The organism is Streptomyces sp. NPDC004539, assembly GCF_040610055.1.
GTDB lineage: Bacteria > Actinomycetota > Actinomycetes > Streptomycetales > Streptomycetaceae > Streptomyces.
The window spans coordinates 34,670-56,652 of record NZ_JBEXLS010000045.1 but is presented as its reverse complement, the minus strand read 5'-3'; the positions used below and the strand labels follow the sequence as shown (position 1 = coordinate 56,652).

The following is a 21,983-nucleotide window of genomic DNA, read 5'->3' as shown; positions in this document are numbered from 1 at the left end:
ATCATCGGCTCTCGGGTGACAGCCACACCCGGCACTCCTGGGTGTCCCGATCCTACGAATGACCCGGATCAACCCACGAAGAAAGGTATGGATCGAGTGACGGGTTCGGTGCCCGCAACGTACGAGGCTCCCGTGCTGTCGGGGGAGGCGTCCGAAGTCTCAACCCACAGGAGCCGTGTTGGTTCCGTATTCTGCCGCACTCGACCTGCCCCATGCCCTGGTCGAGTGGGCCACGATGCTCATCGTCACCCGCGAGGGTGACCGCCGCTGCAAGCTCCCGCCGCACCAGCGTGCCCTCATCGGCCTGGTGTACCTGCGCCGGCACGACACCCTTGCCCAACTCGTGGCCGGCTTCGGTATTTCCGTCGGTACCGCCCACGCTCACACGGCCGCGATGATCCGCCTACCTGCCGACCGCGCACCCGGTCTGCTGCGTGCCCTGCGCGAGGCAGACCCGGAGTGCGTCCTGCTGGACGGCACCCTGGCGGAATGCGACCGGGTCGGTGACAGCCGGGCCGACTTCTCCCACAAGCACCGCCGCCACGGGATGAACGTGCAGATGGTGACCGACCCGGCCGGGCGGCTGCCGTGGATCTCGCCCGCACCGCCCGACCGCGCGCACGACCTGACCGTCCCCCAGAGGGGGTGCCCCCAGCCAGCACCCACCGGATCATCAGGATCTGTGAACGCCAGGGCATCCCGATCCTCGCCGACCGCGCCTATGCGGGCGCCGGCCCCTGGGTGACGACGGCCCTCAGACGCCCGCCGGGCCGTGACCTCACACCCACCCAACAGACCGTCAACCGCGCGCTGTCCGCAGCACGGGCACCGGCCGAGCGCGGCATCGCACGACTGAAATCCTGACGCAGCTTCCACAGATCCCGGCGCAGCCCGAATCGAATGACGTCAATCACTGCCGCAGTCCTCACCCTGGAGCGTCAGCGCTGAAAACGCTCAGTCTTGTGAATAGGGGCCCGCGAGCCGAGGGGCCACCTGCTCCCGACCTCATCACCTGAGAAGAGGTCGGGAGCGGTACTGGTAGAGATATTCTGACAAGTTCGGCTTGTCCCGCACTTCCTTTGTGGGTTCCTTTCTCGTTTCTTTTTCGGCTTCCTGTCTCACTTCCCGCTAGGCAGGAAACACCCGTATTCGCCTTGCCGCAGGTAGGGGCTGTATTGGTTCTGCCGATGTCATGCGCAACTGAGTACCCGACGGGTACCCGAGTAGACGTGTGTAGGGGTGGCGCGCTCCGGTCGTCATATTGGGGGTCAATTTAAATAATTGACCCAGTTGAATTCCTCGGGTGATTTTATCTCTCTCATTTCCTATTGTTTGGCCGGCTCGATCGCCGCCGAATTGAAGGGGGATTGATTCGGCGGTCCGGGTGGCAGGGATTTTCGCCATTTCCCGCACCTTGAATTCCTCTGGGCAATTCGGCGTGAATGTCAAATCCTGGTTGCATTGCTCTGAAATGGCGAGACAATTGAATTACCGGCGCAATTCGGAAGGGTGAGCGCCCCGAATGATCGGAGACGATCGTGGAAAGTCGGCCCGAGGGAACTCGGAGCGAGGGATTCGCGAAGAGCGGTGAGGTCACGGCGGAAGACCTGAAAGGTGTCTCGGAAGACGACTTCTTGGACTTGCGGAAGATTGCGCGCGGCTACTGCCGCACCGTCGACGCGACCCGTTCCCGCAAGCGCATGGACGGCAGCGCGACCGCCGCAAGGGGTGGGCGCGCCCTGTACGGCACCGACGACGTGAGCGACGACGTGACACAGGACGCCGTTTTGATCTTCGCGAAGCGACTGCGCGAGATCATGGAGAAGTACGAGGTAGCGGCAGTCTGGGTCGCCAACCGTGAGCCGTGCGCATGGCAGTACGTTCGTCGGGACGGCGAAACCATCATCGTCACACGGAAGAAGATCCAGTACTGGGCGGTACGGGACGCTGCCGCGCGGAACGGGTACCGGCTGGACATGAAATTCCAGGGGGGCGACGAAAAATCAGGAAAGCAGGCTGCGCGTGGAATCCCGTATGTCGACAAGCTTTCCACGCTCGCGGTCACGTCGTATCTCGCGGGTAACAGTGCGGAGATCTTCCGTTCAGTGTGGGGCGACGGAAGTGAATTCCCAACCCTTAGTGTCTTCCTTCGGTACGCCAGCGAGGCGGATGATCTTGGCCGTGCTGGTGTCTTGGGTCGTGCAGCAGAGGAATTGTACGGTGGTCCCCGGAATTCGTCGTCGAAAGTGCAGCGTGCACGCGATGCGGGGATCAAGGAACTGCGCTCCCTGTCTGCGGCTCTTGACGCCGCGCGGGATGAAATGGTCTACCGCAGCATGCGGCAGCAGGAGACTGGCTAGGCACGGAAAGGCTACCGGAACCCCTGCCCTCAACGGGTAGGGGTGCTGGCATTCAGGGTGAAATAATCTTTGATAAATCCCCTCATGATCGGGGATTGGGGGATTTCTTGAGCCGTATTTAAGTGAGGGACGATACGGCGAGAAGTAACCCGCCGCGATGTCTCGCGCCGGTTTTCCGGTATGGCAAGAAAATGCGCGAGAAATTCACTTGATCGGTAATCGGGTGATTCCGGTCGCCGTATTTAGGTGAGAGTTCACTACGCTTTATTCGCTCTTTCACCGGCTGAGTTCCACTTCAGCGCGCGATTTTCTCGCGCGTTGAGTGGGGTGCTCATGACGGAGCCCCCATGTCCTGAATCCATCGGAGAAGGATCATGGAAGCGAAAAGTGCGATCAGGTTGATATCCGACGTGATCTACAAGCCCGGCTGGGCGTTCGTCGCCAGCGATCACACGGGCCGTTTCGAGGACGCGATCACAGTGCGGATTGCGTACCCGGCCCGCAACAGCAACCGGGACCAAGCCGCGTCCGGATACCCGGAAGAGATCAACACGTACGCGGAATTCCCGTTGGTGGTCAAGGACTGCACCAACGAGGACCTGTACGCGGAACTCCTCCGGATGATCATTTCGATCGAGGAGCACGAGGCACGGGAGTTCCTGCGCGTGGACCCGACCCAATGGGCACCGTTCCACCCTCACCGGGTGGACGGGATGCGCCGCTGGGCGGCACGTACCGGCAGGGACGACCTGCGGGCCGATCTTCAGTTCGGGCTCGCGTGATGTCCGACCCGGCGTGTCGTCCGATCGGCTGGTGCGCGCTGCTGCGCGTGATCGGACCGACCGCCGTGTCCTTGTGCCGATGAGCGAGTCTGCCGCGTTGCATGGGTGCGGCATCCCCACCGAGGGGTGCCGCCGCCCGTCCGCAACAGGCACATGATCATCGAGGAGAAGATCATGCAGCTCATCCATGACGCGACTGCCTCTGTCATCGAACCGGGCGCCACCATCCACATGGCATCCGGCCCGAGTGAAGGGCAGGCGTGGCGGTTCGAGAAGATCAGTGAGCATCCGGCGGATGGTCACCGCGTGCACGCGAGCCGGTCGCACCCCAAGATCGGCCGCGTTCACAGGGAGTTCCACCCCCGGCTGTTCGGTTGCTCGGTGAAGATCGACCTCCCTTGGTACGCCGACCGGGAGCGCATTCTGCACGCCGTTCGCCACACGGGGGCGACGTGCGCGAGCGCGTTCACGGCGGCGGTCGTCGCATGGATGGTCCATGAGTACGGCAACGCCGAATGGGGGCCGGTGCTCAACATGTTGGGCGTGCACGTCGGGGAGTGACCGCCGGATCACGAGAGGCGCGTGTCCATGCTGGGACGCGCGCCTTTCTGATCTTGCGGTCCGCGAGATCCCCGCCTCACCGGGCGGGACCGTGATCGTCCCGGAAGGACTGGCAATGGCCAGGAAGATCAGCTCGATGGACGTTCCGCCGCTGGTCGGTGAGGTCGTCCGGATCGTCGGGCAGGACCGGTGGGGACGGGTTCGCACGGCGTACTACGCCGACAGCCCGGACGCGGGACTGTTCGAGATCGAATTCGCCGACGGCACCTTGGAGAAGCTGCCGTTCGGCGCGGTCGTAGGTCAGTTCTCCGACTACCCGGAGAACCTTGCCTCAGGGCGCGTACCGCCACGGGCGTGAGCGCGTCGTACGGGGCTTGACGGTGATCCTGCCCGTCGGCCCCGGTCACCCCCCTTTTCCCTGTGTGAGGGCCCCCATGGCGCCTGCGGGGATGCCGCCCCGCGCGCCCGGAGTCCGGGCTCCGGGCGTCTCGGTGGCCCTCACCGTCCCGGTCGGATTGGAGAGAACGGGACATGCCCAAGCTTGCCACGCAATCATGGGCGGTACGGAGGGCGTTGGCGAACCGTCAGCCCTTCACCACCTACGGCGCGTTGCGCGCCACGGATCAACAGTCGTACTGCGTCGGCCTGTTGCCGCAGGAGTGGGCCGACCGGTACCGGTCGGACGCCGTCGCCGGACGCATCCGGTATCAGGTGTTCAGCTACAGCACTCCGATCGCGTGGGTGCTGGACGACGGCACGGTCGTCGTTCCGCACGTGCGTTACTCGATCACCACCAGTGGTCATCAGGGTCTGCTGTACGCACTGCACTCGGAGCCTGACACGTTCCCGCAGGACGAACGGGATGTACTGCCGTACGCTCCCACGCAGGCTCCCGGGAGCTGGGACTGGCCCCGGTACGACACTCCGCCGAAGCGCGACCGGCGGGCGGGGGTCCTCGCAGGGGACTTCGCGCCGGTGCGCATGGAGTACAGCGAGAGCTACAGCGTCCGTCAGGGCTGGGCGACGTCGTACGACGTGGGCCCCGCGTCCGGTGTGGGACAGGCGGCCTGACCATGGCGTACACGATCGAGATCACCCGCCATGTGGTCAGCTACCGCACCCCACAGGACGTCACCCCGGAAGGGGAGTCCTGCGGCGGGGAATGGATGGACGGCGACTGGCGCACGATCGAGCGGCCGTCCACCACCCGCGTCGAGTACGACGAGATCGACGCGCAGACGTGGGACGGCGACGTGATCGCCTGGGCCGTCCGCACGATCGGGCCGACCGGGGCGAGCGAGCCGTCGTTCTGCCCGGTCGGTGAGGCCGTCCCCGAACACGCCTGGCTCAGCGGCCGGTACGACGACCCCTACCGGGGCGACAACCGGGTCACGGAGACCAGCGTCCGGCTGACCGAAGACTGGTCCCCGCAGCAGCGCGCGGCCGTCTTCCACGCGGTGAGCCGTGGCTGAGCCCGCCAGCATCCCGTGCCCGCGCGACGCCTCCTGAAGCGGAGGCGCGGGCCTCGGTCGGGGTGACGCCGTCGTACCCGACGGCACCACCCCGGCTTCTCGGGCCCGGCAGAGTTCACCGGCCGACACAGAAAGCTCCCGCGCCTTCCCGGGTTCCTCTGCCCTGGGAAGGCGCGGGTTTTACGCGGGGGCGCCGCAGCGTTCGACGCGGCGGCCCCGACCCTTCCCCGACTCCGAGGAGGAGACGGACGTGAGTACTGAGACGGTGACGGTCGACATGGAGGTGACGGAGACGGTGACGTACGCGTTCCCGGTCACCGTGGAAGTCCCCGTGGGCGTGGCGGACGACCCGGACGCCCTGAACGCCTACCTCGCCGGACACGACGAACTGTGGCTCGGGCAGATGCCACAGTTCCAGCGTGAGCAGGGTGGAACGAGGTTCCCGCCGACCTGCGCGATCACATGACAGGGGTGGCCGCATCCGTGCGGTGAACGACGGGCCCCGGCCCGGCCGTTGGCGGAAGCGCCAGCGGACCGGGCCCGTTCTCCCCGCGCGCCGTTACCGCCCTGGAGGGAGGGACCGATGAGCATGAGTGACCTGTACGACATCAAGATCGGCCGGCGGGTCCGGCACGTCGACGACCCCGCCCGGGACGCCGGGGTCGTCCGGGAGTTCTGTCCCTACCGCCTGTTCGTCAAGGTCGACTGGGGGGAGACACCCCGCGAGCCGATCACGGCCACAGCCTTGCTGACACCCGCGTTCGACACGGTCACCGTGCGGCAGGTGTCGGACGGCCGGGGCCGCGTCCTGCGGGCCGTCGCCTGTGTGAGCGCCGACCCCGAGGGCGAGCGCGTCGTGATCGAGAAGTGGCTCACACCGGGCACGAACGGCGCCTGAGCGTACCCCCGGGACGATCACCTACCGGCGGATCAAGGGCGCGGCCCCGCAGGAGACGTGCCTCGAACCGGAGCGCGTCGTCACCCGGGGCGACCTGTATCCGGACGTCGCGAACCTGCTCTGACCGCACATCACCACGGCGGGGACGACCGGCCTTGCGGCACCCGTGCGCCGAACCGGAGCCGAGAGAACCTCCTTTCACGAACACGGCGGGCGCGCACAGCACGTCCGCCGCCCCTGACGCCCGTACCCCCTCCTCTTCTCCTCCCCCCCCGGAGGGAGGGGGTACGGGTCCACCCGGAGGTGCCACCGCCACCTGGAGCGGCGGCACCCCCGGTCCATCCCGGTAGAGAGGGGGACAAGGGAGTGCAGCACATGGAGAACACGGCGAACGTCAAGATCGAGCTCACGGTGACCGAGGAGGTCACCTACCGGTTCCCCCTCACCGTGGACGTCCCCACCGAGGTGGCCGACGACCCGGAAGCCCTGAGGGAGTACCTCGCCGACGACGACAGCCTGTGGGTCGACGACCTTCCCGTCACCGGCGGCGACGGGGCCAGCCTCAACGTGAACGAACGCGCGGTGGACGAAGTGAAACTCCTTTCCCGGCCGGTGAGCGATTCCTGAGCGGCCCGGCACACCAGCCGCTACGAACTCCCGGCCGACCATCAGAACCCCCGCACCTTCCTCGTTCCCGTCCCCGGGAAGGTGCGGGACCCGCCGGGGGCGCCGTGTTCGGCGGCGTCCCCGGCCCTTCCCGCGACCTGAAGGGAGAACGACGACACCATGACCAAGCAGAAGATGATCGAGATCACGGCCAAACTGAAGGTGGTCGAGGAACTGCTGCGCACGTTCGAGGCCGTCGTGACGGTACCCGTCGCGGTGGCCGACGACCCGCAGGCCCTGACCGAGTACCTCGCCGAACACGAAGAACTGTGGAGCGATCAGGTCCAGGGCGCCGACGGCGAGACGACCGACGTACACGAGAGCCCGCTGTCCAAAGGCAAGTGGATCAGCGTGCACCGCTCCACCGGGTGATGAGCACCCCAACTGCTGAGGGGACGCGTTCGAGGACGAACGCCGCGCACCGTATCTGACGCAGCCTCAGGCTGCCGCAGTACCTGACATCGGCCTCCGGGAATCTCCGGAGGCCGACGGGTTTCCCTTCCCGGCCGACGACCGTCGGCCCGATCCCGCCTGCTCCGGAGAGGAGGCACCCCATGATCCCTGTCGACGTATCCGAGGAGACGGGCGAACGGTACGTCCGCAACATCATCGCCGCATGGCGCGCCGCCACCCCGCAGCAGCGCCGGCGCGGGCGTACGTGGTACCGCACGGCCCACGACCTCGCGTCCCTGATCACCGACGGCCACCCGCGTGCCGGAGCCGGCGTGATCGCCGCCCTCTCGGCGAACAAGTCCTGGCCGCACAACCAGCGCCTGGCGCGCCAGGCGTACGAAACGGGGGTACCCACCGGTCATGTCCAGGACGCCCTGACCAAGGCCAACCGAATCATGGCCGGCACGGACCCCGAGGAGATCCTTCCGATGCACCGCAAGACAGGAATGTTCTTCCGGTGCATCGCCGACCCGTGAGACCCCGACGCGGTGGTGATCGACCGTCACGCCCACGACCTCGCCGTTGGCGAACTCCACGGAAGCCGTGACCGAGGTCTGGGCAGCGCCCGACGGTACGCCCTGCTGGCCCACTGCTACCGCGAAGCGGCCCTGAGGCTCGGCGAGTTGCCCAGCACCGTCCAGGCCGTCACCTGGGTCGTCCACACCGAACGCATTGCAGGAACCGGAACCCGGCCACCCCTCGATATCACCGATCCGCCCGAATAATCCGGCGGAGATCGGGATTTGGGCATAGCGCGGACCTGTATTTTCGTGAGTACGAAACAGTGAGGAGGAAGACATTGGGAACGTACATCGTCGAACGACCTGACATCGGTCTGGAGATCGTCACACCGGAAACGGATGTCCTCTACCCCTTCGATCTTGAGTGCGGAACATACGCGTTGGTCATGGGAAACCCGGAGAGGGCGACTGTCACCCTCGCCATCAAGGGATCGCCAAAAGACCTCCAGGAATTCGTGATGCGAGTCGCGAAGCTGGTGTGGAACCAGATCCCGGAGGAAGCCCCAGGCGGCCGGGATCATCCGCCGACTTGACGCACATCGCGGGGGAGCGCGTACGACTCTTCCCCGTCAGGGTTGTGTAGCTCAGTTGGTAGAGCGCCGGTCTTATAAGCCGTGAGGTCGCGGGTTCGAGCCCCGCCGCAACCACTTCTCTCGCTGGAACACGGAAACCAGAAATGACCTGCCATGTAGTCCAGTTCTTCGGCGGGATCGGCAGCTGGGCAGCTGCTCAACGCGTCGTCGCCGAACACGGAACGCGCGACGTCGTCCTGCTCTTCGCCGACACCCTCGTCGAGGACGAGGACCTGTACCGGTTTCTCGACGACGCCGCGGAACAGATCGGCGTACCGGTCACCCGCGTCGCCGACGGCCGTACCCCCTTCGAAGTCTTCCGGCAACGGCGCTTCCTGGGCAACGCCCGCCTGGCGCCCTGCTCGGACCTTCTCAAGCAACGCCCCTGCCGCCGCTGGCTGGAGACCCATACCGACCTGGCCGACACAGTGCTGCACATCGGCATCGACTGGTCCGAGGAGCGCCGTGCCCCCGCCGTCGTGCGTGGCTGGGTGCCGTGGACGGTGTCCTTCCCGATACGCGACTCGCCCCACCTGACGAAAGAACAGATGCTGGACGCGGCCAGGGCGGCGGGACTCGAACCGCCGCGTTTGTACGCGCTGGGCTTCGCCCACAACAACTGCGGATCGCTGTGCGTACGCGGCGGACAAAACCACTGGGCCCACGTCCTGGAAGTCTTCCCCGAACGGTACGCGCAGGCCGAGCACGAGGAACAGCGGCTGCGCGCCGAACTCGGAAGCGTGGCGATGCTGCGCGACCGCACCGGCGGCCTCTCCCGGCCGCTCACCCTGACCGAATTCCGAGAGCGTCAGGAAAACCGGGTACCCGAACCCCAGAAAGGATAAGAAACGGAGGGGTCATGAGCAGTGAACCGAACGAGGAGGGGGCATGGACGATCATTCATCGGAAGCGGGCGGAAGTCCGGGACGGTGAATTCGAGGGAGTTTTCCTCGGAGTTGACAGAGAGCGTTGGATCGTCGGCCGGATGTACACGGGGAAGAGTATTTCTGACGGGTTCGACAAGAACGGTGAGTGGTGGTACTCCCACTGCTTCGGTGTCTCCGGAGAAGCCGGGTTCGTCTGCAATATGCGCAAGGCTGTTTCCGGGTACATGGAGGTAGCGCGCGAGGCTCTGCTGTGGGACGTCGTGTTCGAGTGGGCGGCGGGGGATGCCGTCGACCGCTACCTGGTCAGGCGGGTTCCGCTGGGCGGTGTGGCCGACATGTCGGCCGGTTGGCGGCGAACCGCTGACGGTCCGTCGGTGAACGCGCTCGGCGGGAGCACCGTTCTCCTGCCCGCCGTCCTGGCGAAGCGCCAACTGCTGGGCTACCTGCGCCGTACCGCCCCCGAGGCCGGTTCCCACCCGGCGGGTGAGGGACTCGACCTCGACGAGGCGTACGAACAAGTGATCAGCACGAGCGGGCCGGTGCGGTTCGAGATGGGCCGCAACACCTACTGGCTCACCCACGACGGCCGCTACAGCGACCGGCACCGCTTCCTCCGCCACCCTCACCCGGACAAGAAGGGAGACGGTTCGTGACCGACATCTACGAGTGCATCGAGACCGGCTGCAAGGCGACCCCGACGCACGTCGTGCGGACGGACCGGCTATGGACGGTTCTGGAGGTGTGCGAGCAGCACATCGGGTGGGTGGTGCAGTTCTTCATGAGCATCCACAACCGCGAGGTCGAGCCGTTCGTGATCGCGCCGATCGCGTTCCACGCGGAGGCCCGGATCTCCGTACCGATGATCAAAGCGGACCTCCTCGACGAGGCTGCCCGCCGCATCCACGACGAGATCGCCGTGCAGAACCGGAGCGAGGAACTTGTCAGAACCCGTGCGATCGAGGTGCTGAGGGAGATGTGCCGGGAGCCCAGAACATGACCGAAGACGACTTCTGGCTCGGTCATCTGCACGGATACGGATTCGACGACACGACCGGAGAAGTCTGGCTCGACTCGATGATCGACGAACCGGGCCCCCACTTCAAGTGGACCGTCTTCGTCCGCCTGAAGAGGGACGCTCAAGTTGACCTCGCCGTATTTCTCCTCACCCAGATCCTCAGCGAACCGGACACAAAGGAGCAGAACGATGATGCGTGACGTCAACACCGCCTTCGCCCAGGAGAAGACGGGGCAGATCGATGACGCGCGAGCGCAGGCCCGCGCCTTCCAGGACCGTGTCGACCGGGGCGAGGTCGAACTCGTCGCCCCGGACCGGTACCGGGTTCTCACCGGCTTGGACGCGGGGGAGGTCTTCACCGTCCGACGTGACCTGGAGGGGAAGGTCGAAGAGATCCTCGCCCGGCACGGTCTGGACACCACCACCGGCGCCGCGGCCTTGTACACGACGACCCCGGCCTGGCACGGTCTGGGGGCCGTGATCCCGGGCGGTACCTCCGGCATCGACGAGGTGCTGCGACTGGCCCGCATCGACTGGGAGGTGGCCAAGAAGCCCGCCCTGTTCGAGTGGGACGACGGTGTCCGGACGGCCGCGGACCGATTTGTGACCGTCCGCACGGACACCGGCGACGCCCTCGGGACCGTCGGGGAGCGCTACGAGGTCTTCCAGAACCGGCGTGTCTTCCAGTTCCTCCAGGACCTCGTGGACAGCCACGACGCGGTGTGGGAGTCGGCCGGGGCCCTGCGGGGCGGGCGGAAGGTCTTCGTGACCTTGCGGATTCCCCGCTCGATCGTGATCGACCGAGGCGGCCTGGACGACGAGATCGTCCTCTACCTCGCGGTGATCAACGCCCACGACGGGAGCGCGTCGGCCGAATCGGTCGTCACCCCGTGGCGGATCGTGTGCGGCAACACCGAACGCTTCGCCGTCCGCGACGCCCCGCACCGCTGGGGCATCCGCCACACCCGGAGCGGCCTGGACAACCTGGAGGAGGCCCGCCGCAACCTCGGCCTGACCGTCGGCTACGCCACCGCGTTCGAGGCCGAGGAGAACCAGCTCGTGCGCACCGGCCTGCTGATTGACGACTTCCACCACCTGATCGACACCCTGTGGACGGTCGACGGCGACGCCTCCGACGGCGTCAGGGCGACCGCGCGCAGGCGCCACGACGAACTCGACGGCATGTTCCGCGACCAGTCCCGCCACCTCGGCCGCACCGCCTACACCGCCGAACGGACCGTCACCGACTACCTCGACCACCACATGCGCGTCGTCCCCCGCACCCTCGGCAACGACCTCGCCCGCGCCCAACGCGCCCTGGAGGGCGGCAACGACGAACTCAAGACCCGAGCCCACCGCCAACTCCTCCTACGCACACGGTGACCCGGGACACCACGCCACCAGCGGCCCGCCAAACGGCGGGCCGCCCTTTTGTGCCCACGGCGAGTGCTTGACCTGGGCCGCACCCCCTGCCCCTCAACGTCAAGGAGAGCCCCCGTGATTGCTGCCTGCTTCAACCCGCTGGACATCGAGTGCCTCGTGAAGACGGCTGTGGAACTGTGGGATGAGACCGACTGCGGCGATCTCTCCGAGCACCAACAGGACACCCTCGACCGCGCACGCTCGGCCATACTCGCCGAGCACGCCGGCCGGACGCCTTCCTCCCCCGAAGCGGTGACCTTCATCAGCCCACGCCCGGCGGGCCACGCCTGGGTACTGCGCCGCTGGGATCGCCACGACGACGTGGTGACCCTCCACGTCGACGAGGACTCCGCACTGGCCGAACTCGCCGTGTACGTACGCGAGGTCTGGCACAACCTCGTAGGTAAGCACGAAGTCCCCGCCCAGCCGCCCACGGACGACCGCGCGGCGGTGCGGCTCTACTACGGCCCCGACGGCGACGACCGCCCGGACGAGGGATACGACGTCTACGCCGAGGGCATCACCCGGCACGGGCGGACCCGCATCGTGCCGCTCGACTTTCACTTCCCCGACGAGGACGCGAGCGAGCAGGCGAACCGCGACGCCACCTTCCATCCGCAGACCGACGACAACGATCTCCCCTGCGTCGAGGTCGACGGCGTCCTGGTATTCACCTACCTCGACCACGAGGCGGGCGCGGTCCGGGTTTCCGTGGGCCGCGACTTGGCGCAAGATCGGCTGGTCCGCCCCGACGGCACCATCCCCCTGCGCGTGGACGTCGACGGCGCCGCGCTGCTGGACGACAGTGTGGAGGACGGTCCCCCGTGGGACGTGCTGAACAAGCTGCTCGACGCAGCCGACGACCACCAGGAACGCGCAATCCGCGAGGCGGCGGTCGCGGCCGGCGTTCTCTGGCACTGCCCGATCTGTGAGTGGGACAACCCCTGCGAGGCCGCCTACTGCGAGGGTCCGGGCCTCTGCCGCGCCCCGAAGCCGAAGAAGACCAGCTGCCGAAGCAACGAATCCTTCCCGAACCGGCCGCACTCGCGACCACAGACCCAACACCCCATCTATGAAATGGAGTTCAACATGCAGACCTACACCTTCGTCCTCGACCAGCCCGAACACCAGGACCTCGACGGACCGCACTACGTCGTCGCCGAGGGCGACACCTGCGACGACGCGGAGATACGCGCCCGCGACCATCTCCACGAGGTGACCAGGACCCCGCACGGATTCCGCCGCACCCTCGTGTTCGTCGGCGCACCGCTCACCCCGCCCGACACCGAAGGCGGTGAGTGGCACGACACCCGCACGCGACCGGCCTCCTGACCGGCCCGCCACCGAGAACACCACCGTCATGCGGTGCACCACACCTGGCTGCGAAGGCACCGACTTCGTCGCCTCGACAACCGCCTACCTCTCCATCGGCCTCGGACCCACCACGGAAGGAGAACCGACGGCCGAGATCAAGGGGCTCTCCTGTGAGGAGATCGAACTCGCCTGCCGGACCTGCGGCCAGCCGATCACCGACGACTGCGACTCGTCGTACGACACCGCGGTCCGCGACCTGCTGACGGAACTCCTCCGCGACCTCGGAATCCCTCTGAACCAGGCCGCCACCCGTCCCAGACCTGAGACTTCTGAGAGGTACGCCGGACGGACCATGCCGGGATCGCCGGTGGGGTCGTGCGCCGACTGCGGCAAGTCGTTGATCCGGGACCGTACCGGAGACCGGGTGCACGACGAGTGGGGCGAATACCTCTGCCCGGTCACTCACCGAGTCCACCGGACCGGACACGACGGCACGTAGCCACGTCGCCCCGTCCGATTCGACTCCGGTGGCGGCTTGGTCTGCATTCCACGCCACCGGACTCCGTCCCCTGCCGCTCCCAGGGGACGGAACGGCCCTCTCCCGAAAGACGCTCCGGGAGAGGGCCACCCCCTACACGTACCTCGCCCGGATTCAACTCTGGGACGACACCGCATTCTCGTCGAACCATGAAGGAAAGGACCATGTTTAACCGTGACACGTACCTCCGCCTCGTGGAGGGAATCATCGCCCGTGAGGGCCACGCCGTGCAGTACGTCTACGGCTCCCCGGGAGCCGGGGCCAGGCCCTTCGCCTACACGATCGGGCTGCACACCCTCCCCGATCACGACTACGAACTCGCGGTATCGGGACTGGACGACCGTTCGTCCGGCGCGCTGCTCAAGGCTGTGGCCGGTGTACTCACCGACGGCGGCACCGCTCCCGTCGAAGGACTGGAGATCGACGGAGTGCTCCCGAACAGATACAAGATCCGGCTGCGGCGAGTCAGCCGACCACATCGGCTCGGCATCATCCAGGCCCTGTACGACCGCACGCCGCCGGTCTGGCAAGTGCTGTGGCCCGACAAGGATCACGTCTATCCGGACGACGGAGACGACCGCCCTGTGAGAGAGGCTCAGCCTCTCCTGTGAGCCGACAGGACAAGTCAAGCAAAGACGTTTCGCACCATCGAAACGATCGTGCCCCCTGTCGTGGCGTTGCGGATCAACTTGCGGTCGTGTCGGTGGTGTTGGGTTGCGCGAGGGCGCTTTCGGGGCGTTCACGGCAGAGCTCATCCATGCTGCTTCCGGGGAGGTAGCGGCGGGGGAAGGCGATCCATTCGTCGTGCGTCTTGAAGAGCACGGTGGTGACCAGTTGTAAGAGCGTGTCGTCGTTGGGGAAGACCTGGACGACGTCGGTGCGGGAAGCCCGCGAACGCGGTCGGGTCCTCCTCCACTTCCAGGAGCATGGCCCTGCCCTTGGGAGACTGGGCGCCGATCATGTCGGCGACGGTGTCGAGCCGGGTACGCACGAGGTCGGCGGTGGGCTGGATGAAGATGGTGCGGATGATCGCGGCGACCTTCCTCTCCGCGCCGATGTGCGCGGTCGCTTCGGCCTCGATCAACTCCCGCACATCCGCTCGGCGATAGCGCGGTCCAGCTCGATTCCGTCGGCCGAGCGTAGTGACGCATGCAGCCGCATCAGCTCAGACCGGGACAGGACCATCGTGCACTCGTCATGGTTGAACTGGCTGTTCACCCAAGAGAGTTACCCGGTGGCCCACCCCCTGTTCAGCGAACGGCACTCACCCGTGGAAGTGTGCCCCGGGCAGGCACCGCCCCGCATGTCCTCATCTCACCGTGCCGACTACAGCAGTTGGGCTGAGACAAATCCGGACAGCAGGACGAGGGTGCCGCCGATCTCGCAGACCACCAGCGCTTCCAGCACAAAACGCAGGCTGGATCTCCGGTCCCTCATCTGGTTGTCGGTCTCGCCCTCCAGTCCGAGCCGGATGTAGTTCCCGATCGTCACCAGGAACATCGCGATGACCATCGTCGCGGCGACGATGTTCACGGCGGACGGCCAGCCGGAGAACTGGACAAGGGGCGCGAGTATCGCCGCGGTCGCGAACGAGTACATCAGCCCCGCGTTGTGGGCGACGTTGACATACCGGTGCGCCGTGCCGTCGGGCGAGGTGAGCGACTGCTTCCATTTCCACACGCCGAGGACCAGGGCGAGGGTGAAGATGGTCCCGGCAAGGGTGAACACCCAGGCAGTTTCCGTGCGCATCAGGCCATTCCTCCGAAAGTCTTGCGGGCAGGACGAGATGCCCGCCGGAGATGGCGGGCATCTCGCCCTGCTGGCTGTGGCGTCAGGGGGTGCCGGTGTTCCTGTGGGTCCCGGCATCCCCTGGGCCTGGTGAGAACTTCCCTGCCGCGTTACCCGTGTATCCGCGCCGTCATGCGCGGCGGATGCGGTGCCGGAGTGTTGTGTGCGTCACCTTGTCAGCCAGTCGAGGAACTGGCTCCACCGGCCTGCGGGTTTGCGGGCTGTGCTGTGGTTCCCGTCGCCCGTGGGAGCCACGGTCCGGGTCTGCGGGACGGACTGCCGTGCCGGCTGGACGGGGGTGAAGTTGACGGGGAGCGTGGCGAGGGTGCGGTTGAAGGGACCGGGCCGCCAGGTCAGGCTCTCTGCCGGGACGGACAGCTGGGTGTCCGGCAGTTTCTTGAACAGGTTCTCGATGGCGGTGACGGTGATGTGCATCGCGGGGTCCTTGGACGGGCAGGCGTGCGGGCCCGCGCTCCACGCCAGGTGAGCGCGGTTGCTGCCGGCCTGGCGCGCACTGGAGAGTGCCGGGCCGGTGTTGGCCGCGGCGAAACTGACCATCACCAGATCACCCTCCGCGAGCTTCTCTCCCGCGAGTTCGACGTCGCTCACCGGGTAGTGGGGGGCGAGGTTCGTGATGGGCGGGTTCTCCCACAGGGTGTCGTCGATGGCCTCCCTGACCAGGCCGCCGCCCGTGGCGTACTTGTCGAGGGTGAGAACGCGGTGGAACGTGTTGCCGATGAGGCCGCGCAGCGGCTCGGCGCCCGCCCCCAGGAGCAGCGCCAGCTGGTAGACCATCTCCTGGTCGGTGAGCTGTGCGTCATGGGCCATGAGCCAGGAGGTGACGTCATCGCCGGGACGTTGGCGCTTGAGGACCACCAGCTCACCGACAGCCTGGAAGAGGACGTCGGCCGCCTGCTCGGCGTTGGCGCCGTCGAACATGCCGGAGATACCGAAGAGCACCCGGTCCCCCACGTCCGGGGGGCATCCGAAGAGTTCGTTGAAGACGAACAGCGGCAGCTGCTTGGCGTAGTCACCCATCAGGTCAGCCGAACCCCGCGCGCTGAACTGCGCTATGAGGTAGCCCGAGATCTGCTCGACACTCTTCGCCAGCTTGCCGGAGTCGATGCGCGCCATGCTGTCGGTGACCGCCCGGCGCAGCCGCGAGTGCTCGGCGCCGTCGGCGAACATGCAGTTCGGACGGTACGCCAGCAGCGGCACCACCGGGCTGTTCGCGGGAATCCGGCCGTCTTTGAGGTCACGCCAGCGGCGGGCGTCCTTGCGGAAGGTACCGGAGTCCTGGAGCACCTGGAGTGCGGTCGTGTAGTCGGTGACGAGGGCTGCCTCCACCCCGGGGGCCAGCTCCACGGGAGTGACCGGCCCGAAGTGACGCATGTAGTCGTAGTACGCCTGCGGGTCGGCCGCGAAGTCCGGCCCGTACAACGGCACACGGCCACCCGAGTCGTGAGCCGGACACCCCGGCGGCGGTACGAGTGAGGTGGACTGGGCATCCATAATATTGCTCCTAGCTAAGCGGGGTCCGCAGAGCGGACCCGGTGTGCTGATTGTTCCAGCCGAGATCTTCGCCGCGTGCCTCCTGGGGGATGACGCGCACGGTCGGGCAGGTCTCGGTGGTGGTCGTGGGGCATCGGGTCAGCCAGTTGACGAACTGGCTCCACATTCCTGCGGACTTGCGGGCGGTGCGGCTGTGCCCGTCGCCGGCGGACGGCTCGTCAGGAGACGAGGAGGCCCCGCTGCTGTACGAGGTGATCCTGGCGGGAAGCGTGGTCAGCGCGTGGTGGAAGGGACCGGGACGCCGGGGCAGGAGTTTCTCCGGGACGGCGAGCGCGACGTCGGGGAACCGGCTGAGCGGGTTCTCGGCGGCGGTGACGGTGATGTGCAGGGCGGGGTCCTTCGACGGACAGGCGTGCGGACCCGCACTCCATACCAAAAAACTCCGGTTGCCTCCCGTCCGGAGTGCCTCCCTGGGCGAGGCCCGTGTTGGCCGCCGCGAAGTTCGTGAGGGGCGCGTTCTGCCACAGCGTGTCGTCGACGGCCTCCACGACGTCCGGGTCGATGTCCCGGACCCGGGTGAGAACACGGCGGAAGGTGTTGCCGAGGGGATTGCGGAGCGGCTCGATACCCGCTCCCAGGAGCAGCGCCAGCTGGTGGACCATCTCCTCGTCGGCGAGGCATCCGGGATCAGCCATGAGCCAGGACGTGACGCCGGCGCCGGGCTCATCGCGTTTGAGGGCCACCAGCTCACCGACAGCCTGGTACAGGACGTCGGCCGCCTGCTCGGCGTTGGCGCCGTCGAGCATGCCGGTGATACCGAAGTGCACCCGGTCGCCGATCCCCGGGGGCATCCGAAGAGTTCGTCGAAGACGAACAGCGGTAGCTGCCTGGCGTAGTCACCCATCAGACCGGCCGAACCTCGCGCAGCGAACTGGGCCATGAGGTAGTCCGCGATCCGTACGGTGCTGTGGGCAAGCCGGCGCGGTTCCACCAGTGCCATGCTGTCGGTGACCGCCTGACGCAGTCTCAGATGGTCGGCGCCGTCGCCGCACATGCAGTTCGGACGGTACGCCAGCAGCGGCACCACGGGACTGTCCGCAGGGACACGGCCGCTGCCGAGTGCTCGCCAATGCCGGGCGTCCTCGCGGAACATGGGGTCCCGCAGCACCTGGAATGCGGTCGTGCAGTCGCTGACGAGGGCCGCCTCCACCCCGGGCTCCACGGGGGTGACCGGCCCGAAGTGACGCATGTAGTCGTCGTAGTACGCCTGCGGGTCGGCCACGAAGTCCGGCCCGTACAACGGCACACGGCCACCCGAGTCGTGAGCCGGACACCCCGGCGGAGGCACGGGCGAACGGGACTGCTGAGTGGACTGGACATCCATGATCGTGTCTTGCTCCTAGCAGACGCGGCCGGGCAGGTGGTGGACCAGTGGTGTGTGCGTCATCAGCCGACGGCTTCTCGTCGCGGGTGCCGCAGATGTCAGGGGACGTGTCGCCGAGCAGGTCCGGGGCCGCACGGAACCTCGTCGCCGCGCGGATACGGTCCCGAACACGGCGGGATCAACTTTCGCAGATCTTCGCTCAGTTCACAGCAGATCCAATCAGAGTACGGACGATGCTGAGTAACTGAGTGCTTGGTCCGGTGTTCCGTATCTGGTCCCGGGTCAGGTTCCGCGCCGGTCCGGGGTGGCTTCGCCGGTGGGTCCGCGAGCCATGAGGTCGATCATGGCGAGGTGGATCGTGGCTTCGGAACGTTGCGGGTGGCGTTCGTAGTCGCGGGCGCGGCGTGCGCAGGACACCTGACTCCTGGCCCGCGAGGCGCAGAGGACCGGCATCCTCACCAGCGCGCTGGAACTCGTGAGCCAGCCCGAGGGGATGCCCCCTCCTCGGGGCCGCCCTGCGTGAAGCCGTTCTGACAGCCAATCACCTGTGAGGCGACTCGCGGACCACGTCGCGGCGAGAAGGGCGGCCGACTGAGCCTGCCGGGTCTCCACGGGGTACCCGCCGGGCCCTGGGCACGGGAGACTGCCACCCAGGGCCCCGGCGGCCGGACACTGGTGACGCGACTTCAGCACAGCGACCGTCCTATGAGCGACGCCCCGAACCTCCAGCAGCAGTACCGCGACCAGCCGAACAGGAGGCGAACCGCTTCATGAACGACGCCACCGAGACCTTGCTGCGAGACACGGCACGACGACTTGAGCGGGCCATCGTCGCGCGGGACTGTCCCGCGATGGTCGCGCTGCAAGGCGACGGGCGGAACCTGATCCTCTCGGACTACGACTACCTGCGTGACGACCCGACAGCCTTCGCCTTCGAACACCGCGCGGCGTACAAGGCACAGGAGATCAACGCGGTCCGCTTCGCGTTCGTCGTCCCGCAGGTGTGGCTGTGGGCCGACGACACCATCTACGCGCGGGCCGTCGCCAATCTGCCGCTACGGCAGGGCGAACAGGAGCTCATCGCCTGGACCACCTACGACGAAGGCGACGGAGTCGACTACGGCTATCTCCCCTACGCGCGGCGCCCGAACGGTCATCCCGTCTTCGACGACGAAGCCCACAAAATATTCAGGGCCCCGACCCGGCCTTTCGACCACTACCCGGGCCTGCGTCTGCTCCGAGCGCTGAACGCGGACGAGTGATCCGAACCCCGCGGCACATGTCCTCCCCGGTAGAAGCCGGACGGCGGAAACCCTCGGACGACGGCGGCAGTTCGAGTGCCCCGCCCCTACGCTGCTCCCACAGAATGCGCCCCACAGACTCGGTGCCTTGATCCTCACGACGCCGAGACGGTGTGTCCCATCCGGCTCGGGGGCGCCGTACGGCGACAGGCTTCCACCCGACTGCGCGCAGGCTCGCACCTGACTCGCAGTCCTGGGTGTACGTGATGGCCCGGCGGAATCCCATCCGAGAGGCGGCACCCCACGAGGCGCTGCACGCGTTCGGCGTTCCGTCCGTGGCGACGCGGGTCACCTCGATGGTCAGTCGGTCGTCGAGGATGCGGCTGATGGGGTGGCCCACGATGGCCACGCCGCACAAGGCGCCGTCAGGGCGCAGGACCCCGATGCTGAACCTGTGCCCCTGCGGCCTTCGGTGATGGCGGTGGAGCAGATCGACGATGTCGCATGCTTCACGGAACGTCAGCGGCACGATCGTCAACCGCTCCTGCTGATCTGTCATCGGCATCGCGCTCCTCATCAGGCCCACGGGCGACACCGACGGTGTCTACGGCCTGGAGTTGTCGAGGGACGGTCGTGTCGCTCCCGCGTAGTCGTCCCCCGGATACCGGTAGGGCTCGATCCTGATCGGGACGTGGGGTCGGGGCGCGTCGATCATCTGGCCGCCGCCGATGTAGAGGCCGACGTGGTGGATGCCGCCGTCGGGGGTGCCGTAGAAGACGAGGTCTCCGGGCCGGAGTTGTGTGTCGGCGGGGAGGCGGGGGCCGTGGTCGTACTGGGTCTGGGCGGTGCGGGGGAGGGGGATGCCGACGGCGGCGTAGGCGGCGGTGGTCAGGCCGGAGCAGTCGAAGCCGGTGTCGCCTGCGGCGGGGCCGTCGCCTCCCCATTCGTAGGGGAGCCCGAGTTGGCCCTGGGCGTAGTTAATAGCTTCGAGGGCGGCGGTGGTGGGGGCGGTGTCCGTGCCGAACGCCGGGCCCGCGGTGTAGGTGTCGGCCTGTGCGAGGACCTGGGAGACGTACGCGTCTGAGTGGTTGTAGGTCTTGAGCGCGCCGGGGATGTCCGCGGCGTTGCGGGCGCCGGAGTCGCACAGGTACGCGCTGGCGGCGTACACGGCGTCGTGGGCGTCGTAGGGAGACGGCGGGGTGGCTCCGCCCTCGGGGAGGGGGTGGCGGGTGGTGACGTTGTGGAAGGTGGCCGGGAGGAACTGCATGGGGCCTTGGGCGCCGGCGTGGTTGGCGCCGTTCAGGACGCCGGGGAGGGCGGAGCGGCCGTGGTCGGACTCGGTTTTGCCGACGGCGGCCAGGATCGTCCAGGGCAGGCCGGGGCAGGTGGCGGACGCCTCCATGTAGAGGGCGAGGTAGGCGGGCGGGACGTCGGTGAGCGCGGATCTGCTGGGCTGGACGGTGCTGCTGGCGACGGAGGAGAGGATGCCGCCCGCGCCGGCTGCGCCGAGGACGGCGATCGTGATGAGCAGTGCGGCGGCGAGCACGGCGAGTCTTCCCATTGCGGCTCACCTGAGGGGGCGGCGGGGGGTGGGGGAGGGCGGGACCGGCGGGGGAGGCGGGAGTCCTGCCCCGGTGTGCGGGTCGGCGGAGCGGACGGGGTTGACCGGCGGCAGGTGGGGCCAGGCGCGGGGGAGTTCGGCCAGCGGGAGCCGTCGGAGGGCGGGGCGGGCGTTGTCGAGGGGGTGCCAGCGGTTCTCGGCCGGGTCGCCGGAGCAGGCGTCGGCGTTGATGGTCGCGATCGGGACGAGCGCGGGGTCGTCGAGGCCGGCCAGCGCTTCGGCGAGCGCGTGGCGGATCTGGGCTTCCCGGCGGGGGGTCGGCATCCAGATCAGGACGGGGGTGGTGATGCCGGTGGTGGCGGCGAGCCGTGCGTAGCGGGGGAGTTTCGCGGCGACGCGGTCGGGGCGCTCGGTACCGAAGTCGAACTCCAGGAACCATTCGACGCTGGTGGGGCCGCTCTGCCAGATGCCGTAGGCGTCCGGGCGGACGATGTCCCCGAAGAGCCGGGTGCAGCGGGCCTCCGACCACCAGGCGGTGAGCCGGCCGGTGGTGTCGGGGTGGCGGGAGCGGGCGATGAGGGCGGTGAAGAAGCCGTTCGTGCCGACGGTGTGCGCGAGGTGGAGGGAGTAGGCGATCCCGAGGGCACGGTCGTGCTGGTAGTCCAGTTCACGCGGCTCGATGCCGTGTTCGCGGGCTAGGAGGGCGGCGCCGGCGATGTCCAGGACGTAGTGCATGGGCGCGCTGCCGTAGGTCATGAACGGCTGGAAGCGGTCGATGACGCGCCATCGGTACAGCCGCAGCAGTCGCATGTTCGCGGCGCGTTCGGAGGGCCAGGCCAGTTCGGTGATCTGGTGGGTGGTCAGGACGCGGTGTTCAAGGAGCATGTGGGCCAGCCAGCGGTCGCGGCCGGTCAGGCGCGGGGTGAGGCGGGCGAGGTAGGCGCTGGTCGCGGCGGTGGTGGGGGTGGGGCGTTGGGGCTGGTGGCCGCGCAGGGCGCGTTGGGGCGTCGGGTTGGTGATCAAGGGACCCTCCTGG

General features: G+C 67.5%; 30 protein-coding genes, 1 tRNA gene and 3 pseudogenes. 26 read left to right on the top strand and 8 right to left on the bottom strand.

The annotated features are described in order from the left end of the window. Nucleotides 1-178: 178 nt before the first annotated feature. The 23 genes and pseudogenes from ABZX85_RS47710 (at nucleotide 179) to ABZX85_RS47600 (ending at nucleotide 14,072) form a co-directional block, all read left to right on the top strand. Nucleotides 179-948, top strand: a pseudogene (locus ABZX85_RS47710) (transposase family protein). A 590-nt stretch (nucleotides 949-1,538) separates the two neighbouring features. Next, nucleotides 1,539-2,360: a hypothetical protein gene (locus ABZX85_RS47705; RefSeq protein ID WP_355884501.1), complete on the top strand. Its 822-nt coding sequence runs from the start codon at nucleotides 1,539-1,541 to the stop codon at nucleotides 2,358-2,360. Between the two features lie 374 nt (nucleotides 2,361-2,734). Next, nucleotides 2,735-3,142: a hypothetical protein gene (locus ABZX85_RS47700; RefSeq protein WP_355884499.1), complete on the top strand. Its 408-nt coding sequence runs from the start codon at nucleotides 2,735-2,737 to the stop codon at nucleotides 3,140-3,142. Between the two features lie 153 nt (nucleotides 3,143-3,295). Further along, nucleotides 3,296-3,703 (top strand): hypothetical protein, encoded by a 408-nt coding sequence (locus ABZX85_RS47695; protein WP_355884497.1) that lies wholly within the window; start codon nucleotides 3,296-3,298, stop codon nucleotides 3,701-3,703. Between the two features lie 115 nt (nucleotides 3,704-3,818). Continuing rightward, nucleotides 3,819-4,061: a hypothetical protein gene (locus ABZX85_RS47690; RefSeq protein ID WP_355884495.1), complete on the top strand. Its 243-nt coding sequence runs from the start codon at nucleotides 3,819-3,821 to the stop codon at nucleotides 4,059-4,061. 215 nt (nucleotides 4,062-4,276) lie between these two features. Continuing rightward, nucleotides 4,277-4,774: a hypothetical protein gene (locus ABZX85_RS47685; protein WP_355884493.1), complete on the top strand. Its 498-nt coding sequence runs from the start codon at nucleotides 4,277-4,279 to the stop codon at nucleotides 4,772-4,774. Between the two features lie 2 nt (nucleotides 4,775-4,776). Next, nucleotides 4,777-5,175: a hypothetical protein gene (locus ABZX85_RS47680; RefSeq protein WP_355884491.1), complete on the top strand. Its 399-nt coding sequence runs from the start codon at nucleotides 4,777-4,779 to the stop codon at nucleotides 5,173-5,175. 250 nt (nucleotides 5,176-5,425) lie between these two features. Then, entirely contained in the window at nucleotides 5,426-5,641 is a 216-nt protein-coding gene (locus ABZX85_RS47675; protein ID WP_355884489.1) for a hypothetical protein, read from the top strand. 117 nt (nucleotides 5,642-5,758) lie between these two features. Next, nucleotides 5,759-6,073, top strand: a complete 315-nt coding sequence (locus ABZX85_RS47670) for a hypothetical protein (RefSeq protein WP_355884487.1) — start codon at nucleotides 5,759-5,761, stop codon at nucleotides 6,071-6,073. Between the two features lie 375 nt (nucleotides 6,074-6,448). Beyond that, nucleotides 6,449-6,700: a hypothetical protein gene (locus tag ABZX85_RS47665; protein WP_355884485.1), complete on the top strand. Its 252-nt coding sequence runs from the start codon at nucleotides 6,449-6,451 to the stop codon at nucleotides 6,698-6,700. Nucleotides 6,701-6,859: 159 nt separating this feature from the next. Continuing rightward, complete coding sequence (locus tag ABZX85_RS47660) at nucleotides 6,860-7,111, top strand: hypothetical protein (protein ID WP_355884484.1); 252 nt, start codon at nucleotides 6,860-6,862, stop codon at nucleotides 7,109-7,111. A gap of 182 nt (nucleotides 7,112-7,293) precedes the next feature. Then, nucleotides 7,294-7,668 carry a hypothetical protein gene (locus tag ABZX85_RS47655; protein WP_355884482.1) on the top strand — a complete coding sequence of 125 codons (375 nt, stop codon included), beginning with the start codon at nucleotides 7,294-7,296 and terminating at the stop codon, nucleotides 7,666-7,668. A 12-nt stretch (nucleotides 7,669-7,680) separates the two neighbouring features. Then, a complete protein-coding gene (locus tag ABZX85_RS47650; RefSeq protein WP_355884480.1) occupies nucleotides 7,681-7,917 on the top strand; it encodes a hypothetical protein in 237 nt (78 codons plus the stop codon). A 74-nt stretch (nucleotides 7,918-7,991) separates the two neighbouring features. After that, nucleotides 7,992-8,246, top strand: coding sequence for a hypothetical protein (locus tag ABZX85_RS47645; protein ID WP_355884478.1), 255 nt, complete (start codon nucleotides 7,992-7,994; stop codon nucleotides 8,244-8,246). A gap of 40 nt (nucleotides 8,247-8,286) precedes the next feature. Beyond that, nucleotides 8,287-8,360, top strand: a tRNA-Ile gene (locus ABZX85_RS47640). Between the two features lie 29 nt (nucleotides 8,361-8,389). Continuing rightward, nucleotides 8,390-9,130, top strand: coding sequence for a hypothetical protein (locus ABZX85_RS47635; protein WP_355884476.1), 741 nt, complete (start codon nucleotides 8,390-8,392; stop codon nucleotides 9,128-9,130). Between the two features lie 140 nt (nucleotides 9,131-9,270). Next, nucleotides 9,271-9,825: a hypothetical protein gene (locus ABZX85_RS47630; protein WP_355884474.1), complete on the top strand. Its 555-nt coding sequence runs from the start codon at nucleotides 9,271-9,273 to the stop codon at nucleotides 9,823-9,825. After that, on the top strand, nucleotides 9,822-10,169 hold the full coding sequence (locus ABZX85_RS47625; protein ID WP_355884472.1) for a hypothetical protein: 348 nt from the start codon (nucleotides 9,822-9,824) through the stop codon (nucleotides 10,167-10,169). Before ABZX85_RS47630 ends, ABZX85_RS47625 begins: the two co-directional genes overlap by 4 nt. Beyond that, nucleotides 10,166-10,387, top strand: coding sequence for a hypothetical protein (locus ABZX85_RS47620; RefSeq protein ID WP_355884470.1), 222 nt, complete (start codon nucleotides 10,166-10,168; stop codon nucleotides 10,385-10,387). Before ABZX85_RS47625 ends, ABZX85_RS47620 begins: the two co-directional genes overlap by 4 nt. Further along, entirely contained in the window at nucleotides 10,380-11,570 is a 1,191-nt protein-coding gene (locus tag ABZX85_RS47615) for a DUF932 domain-containing protein (RefSeq protein WP_355884468.1), read from the top strand. Before ABZX85_RS47620 ends, ABZX85_RS47615 begins: the two co-directional genes overlap by 8 nt. 114 nt (nucleotides 11,571-11,684) lie before the next feature. Beyond that, complete coding sequence (locus tag ABZX85_RS47610; protein ID WP_355884466.1) at nucleotides 11,685-12,941, top strand: hypothetical protein; 1,257 nt, start codon at nucleotides 11,685-11,687, stop codon at nucleotides 12,939-12,941. Then, nucleotides 12,904-13,422 (top strand): hypothetical protein, encoded by a 519-nt coding sequence (locus tag ABZX85_RS47605; RefSeq protein ID WP_355884464.1) that lies wholly within the window; start codon nucleotides 12,904-12,906, stop codon nucleotides 13,420-13,422. The genes ABZX85_RS47610 and ABZX85_RS47605 overlap by 38 nt, the downstream gene beginning before the upstream one ends. A 203-nt stretch (nucleotides 13,423-13,625) precedes the next feature. Next, complete coding sequence (locus ABZX85_RS47600) at nucleotides 13,626-14,072, top strand: DUF4262 domain-containing protein (protein WP_355884462.1); 447 nt, start codon at nucleotides 13,626-13,628, stop codon at nucleotides 14,070-14,072. A 160-nt stretch (nucleotides 14,073-14,232) separates the two neighbouring features. On the opposite strand, the pseudogene ABZX85_RS47595 reads toward ABZX85_RS47600, so the two are convergent. Next, nucleotides 14,233-14,343, bottom strand: a pseudogene (locus ABZX85_RS47595) (transposase); the annotation flags it as partial. Between the two features lie 44 nt (nucleotides 14,344-14,387). Here ABZX85_RS47595 and ABZX85_RS47590 point away from each other — a divergent pair. Beyond that, on the top strand, nucleotides 14,388-14,570 hold the full coding sequence (locus tag ABZX85_RS47590) for a hypothetical protein (RefSeq protein WP_355884460.1): 183 nt from the start codon (nucleotides 14,388-14,390) through the stop codon (nucleotides 14,568-14,570). A gap of 217 nt (nucleotides 14,571-14,787) precedes the next feature. Here ABZX85_RS47590 and ABZX85_RS47585 read toward each other — a convergent pair whose 3' ends face one another. The 3 genes from ABZX85_RS47585 to ABZX85_RS47575 form a co-directional block, all read right to left on the bottom strand. Next, entirely contained in the window at nucleotides 14,788-15,210 is a 423-nt protein-coding gene (locus ABZX85_RS47585) for a hypothetical protein (protein WP_355884458.1), read from the bottom strand. Nucleotides 15,211-15,417: 207 nt separating this feature from the next. Continuing rightward, a complete protein-coding gene (locus tag ABZX85_RS47580; RefSeq protein ID WP_355884456.1) occupies nucleotides 15,418-16,761 on the bottom strand; it encodes a cytochrome P450 in 1,344 nt (447 codons plus the stop codon). A 10-nt stretch (nucleotides 16,762-16,771) separates the two neighbouring features. After that, entirely contained in the window at nucleotides 16,772-17,197 is a 426-nt protein-coding gene (locus tag ABZX85_RS47575) for a hypothetical protein (RefSeq protein ID WP_355884454.1), read from the bottom strand. A gap of 10 nt (nucleotides 17,198-17,207) precedes the next feature. On the opposite strand from ABZX85_RS47575, the gene ABZX85_RS47570 reads away from it, so the two are divergent. Further along, the gene (locus ABZX85_RS47570) at nucleotides 17,208-17,657 is read left to right on the top strand and encodes a hypothetical protein (RefSeq protein ID WP_355884453.1); all 450 of its coding nucleotides are present in this window, start codon (nucleotides 17,208-17,210) and stop codon (nucleotides 17,655-17,657) included. 770 nt (nucleotides 17,658-18,427) lie between these two features. Here the strand turns inward: ABZX85_RS47570 and ABZX85_RS47565 are convergent. Continuing rightward, a pseudogene (locus tag ABZX85_RS47565) lies at nucleotides 18,428-18,550 on the bottom strand (IS5/IS1182 family transposase); the annotation flags it as partial. A gap of 365 nt (nucleotides 18,551-18,915) precedes the next feature. On the opposite strand from ABZX85_RS47565, the gene ABZX85_RS47560 reads away from it, so the two are divergent. Next, nucleotides 18,916-19,407 (top strand): hypothetical protein, encoded by a 492-nt coding sequence (locus tag ABZX85_RS47560; protein ID WP_355884451.1) that lies wholly within the window; start codon nucleotides 18,916-18,918, stop codon nucleotides 19,405-19,407. On the opposite strand, the gene ABZX85_RS47555 is transcribed toward ABZX85_RS47560, so the two are convergent. From ABZX85_RS47555 to ABZX85_RS47545, 3 genes are read right to left on the bottom strand one after another with little or no spacing between them, the layout of a single operon-like run. Further along, nucleotides 19,334-19,945: an XF1762 family protein gene (locus ABZX85_RS47555; RefSeq protein ID WP_355884449.1), complete on the bottom strand. Its 612-nt coding sequence runs from the start codon at nucleotides 19,943-19,945 to the stop codon at nucleotides 19,334-19,336. The two genes, ABZX85_RS47560 and ABZX85_RS47555, sit on opposite strands and share 74 nt — an antisense overlap. A gap of 45 nt (nucleotides 19,946-19,990) precedes the next feature. Further along, on the bottom strand, nucleotides 19,991-20,947 hold the full coding sequence (locus tag ABZX85_RS47550; protein WP_355884447.1) for a bifunctional lytic transglycosylase/C40 family peptidase: 957 nt from the start codon (nucleotides 20,945-20,947) through the stop codon (nucleotides 19,991-19,993). Between the two features lie 6 nt (nucleotides 20,948-20,953). After that, complete coding sequence (locus tag ABZX85_RS47545) at nucleotides 20,954-21,970, bottom strand: replication-relaxation family protein (protein ID WP_355884445.1); 1,017 nt, start codon at nucleotides 21,968-21,970, stop codon at nucleotides 20,954-20,956. Between the last annotated feature and the right edge of the window lie 13 nt (nucleotides 21,971-21,983).

Coding starts and splice junctions, on each gene's coding strand:
- ABZX85_RS47660 (WP_355884484.1), top strand. CDS start 6,860: ATGACCAAGCAGAAGATGATCGAGATCACGGCCAAACTGAAGGTGGTC.
- ABZX85_RS47635 (WP_355884476.1), top strand. CDS start 8,390: ATGACCTGCCATGTAGTCCAGTTCTTCGGCGGGATCGGCAGCTGGGCA.
- ABZX85_RS47585 (WP_355884458.1), bottom strand. CDS start 15,210: ATGCGCACGGAAACTGCCTGGGTGTTCACCCTTGCCGGGACCATCTTC.
- ABZX85_RS47600 (WP_355884462.1), top strand. CDS start 13,626: ATGTTTAACCGTGACACGTACCTCCGCCTCGTGGAGGGAATCATCGCC.
- ABZX85_RS47590 (WP_355884460.1), top strand. CDS start 14,388: ATGGCCCTGCCCTTGGGAGACTGGGCGCCGATCATGTCGGCGACGGTG.
- ABZX85_RS47580 (WP_355884456.1), bottom strand. CDS start 16,761: ATGGATGCCCAGTCCACCTCACTCGTACCGCCGCCGGGGTGTCCGGCT.
- ABZX85_RS47655 (WP_355884482.1), top strand. CDS start 7,294: ATGATCCCTGTCGACGTATCCGAGGAGACGGGCGAACGGTACGTCCGC.
- ABZX85_RS47670 (WP_355884487.1), top strand. CDS start 5,759: ATGAGCATGAGTGACCTGTACGACATCAAGATCGGCCGGCGGGTCCGG.
- ABZX85_RS47550 (WP_355884447.1), bottom strand. CDS start 20,947: ATGGGAAGACTCGCCGTGCTCGCCGCCGCACTGCTCATCACGATCGCC.
- ABZX85_RS47615 (WP_355884468.1), top strand. CDS start 10,380: ATGCGTGACGTCAACACCGCCTTCGCCCAGGAGAAGACGGGGCAGATC.
- ABZX85_RS47690 (WP_355884495.1), top strand. CDS start 3,819: ATGGCCAGGAAGATCAGCTCGATGGACGTTCCGCCGCTGGTCGGTGAG.
- ABZX85_RS47630 (WP_355884474.1), top strand. CDS start 9,271: ATGTACACGGGGAAGAGTATTTCTGACGGGTTCGACAAGAACGGTGAG.
- ABZX85_RS47665 (WP_355884485.1), top strand. CDS start 6,449: ATGGAGAACACGGCGAACGTCAAGATCGAGCTCACGGTGACCGAGGAG.
- ABZX85_RS47555 (WP_355884449.1), bottom strand. CDS start 19,945: ATGACAGATCAGCAGGAGCGGTTGACGATCGTGCCGCTGACGTTCCGT.
- ABZX85_RS47620 (WP_355884470.1), top strand. CDS start 10,166: ATGACCGAAGACGACTTCTGGCTCGGTCATCTGCACGGATACGGATTC.
- ABZX85_RS47700 (WP_355884499.1), top strand. CDS start 2,735: ATGGAAGCGAAAAGTGCGATCAGGTTGATATCCGACGTGATCTACAAG.
- ABZX85_RS47680 (WP_355884491.1), top strand. CDS start 4,777: ATGGCGTACACGATCGAGATCACCCGCCATGTGGTCAGCTACCGCACC.
- ABZX85_RS47695 (WP_355884497.1), top strand. CDS start 3,296: ATGATCATCGAGGAGAAGATCATGCAGCTCATCCATGACGCGACTGCC.
- ABZX85_RS47560 (WP_355884451.1), top strand. CDS start 18,916: ATGAACGACGCCACCGAGACCTTGCTGCGAGACACGGCACGACGACTT.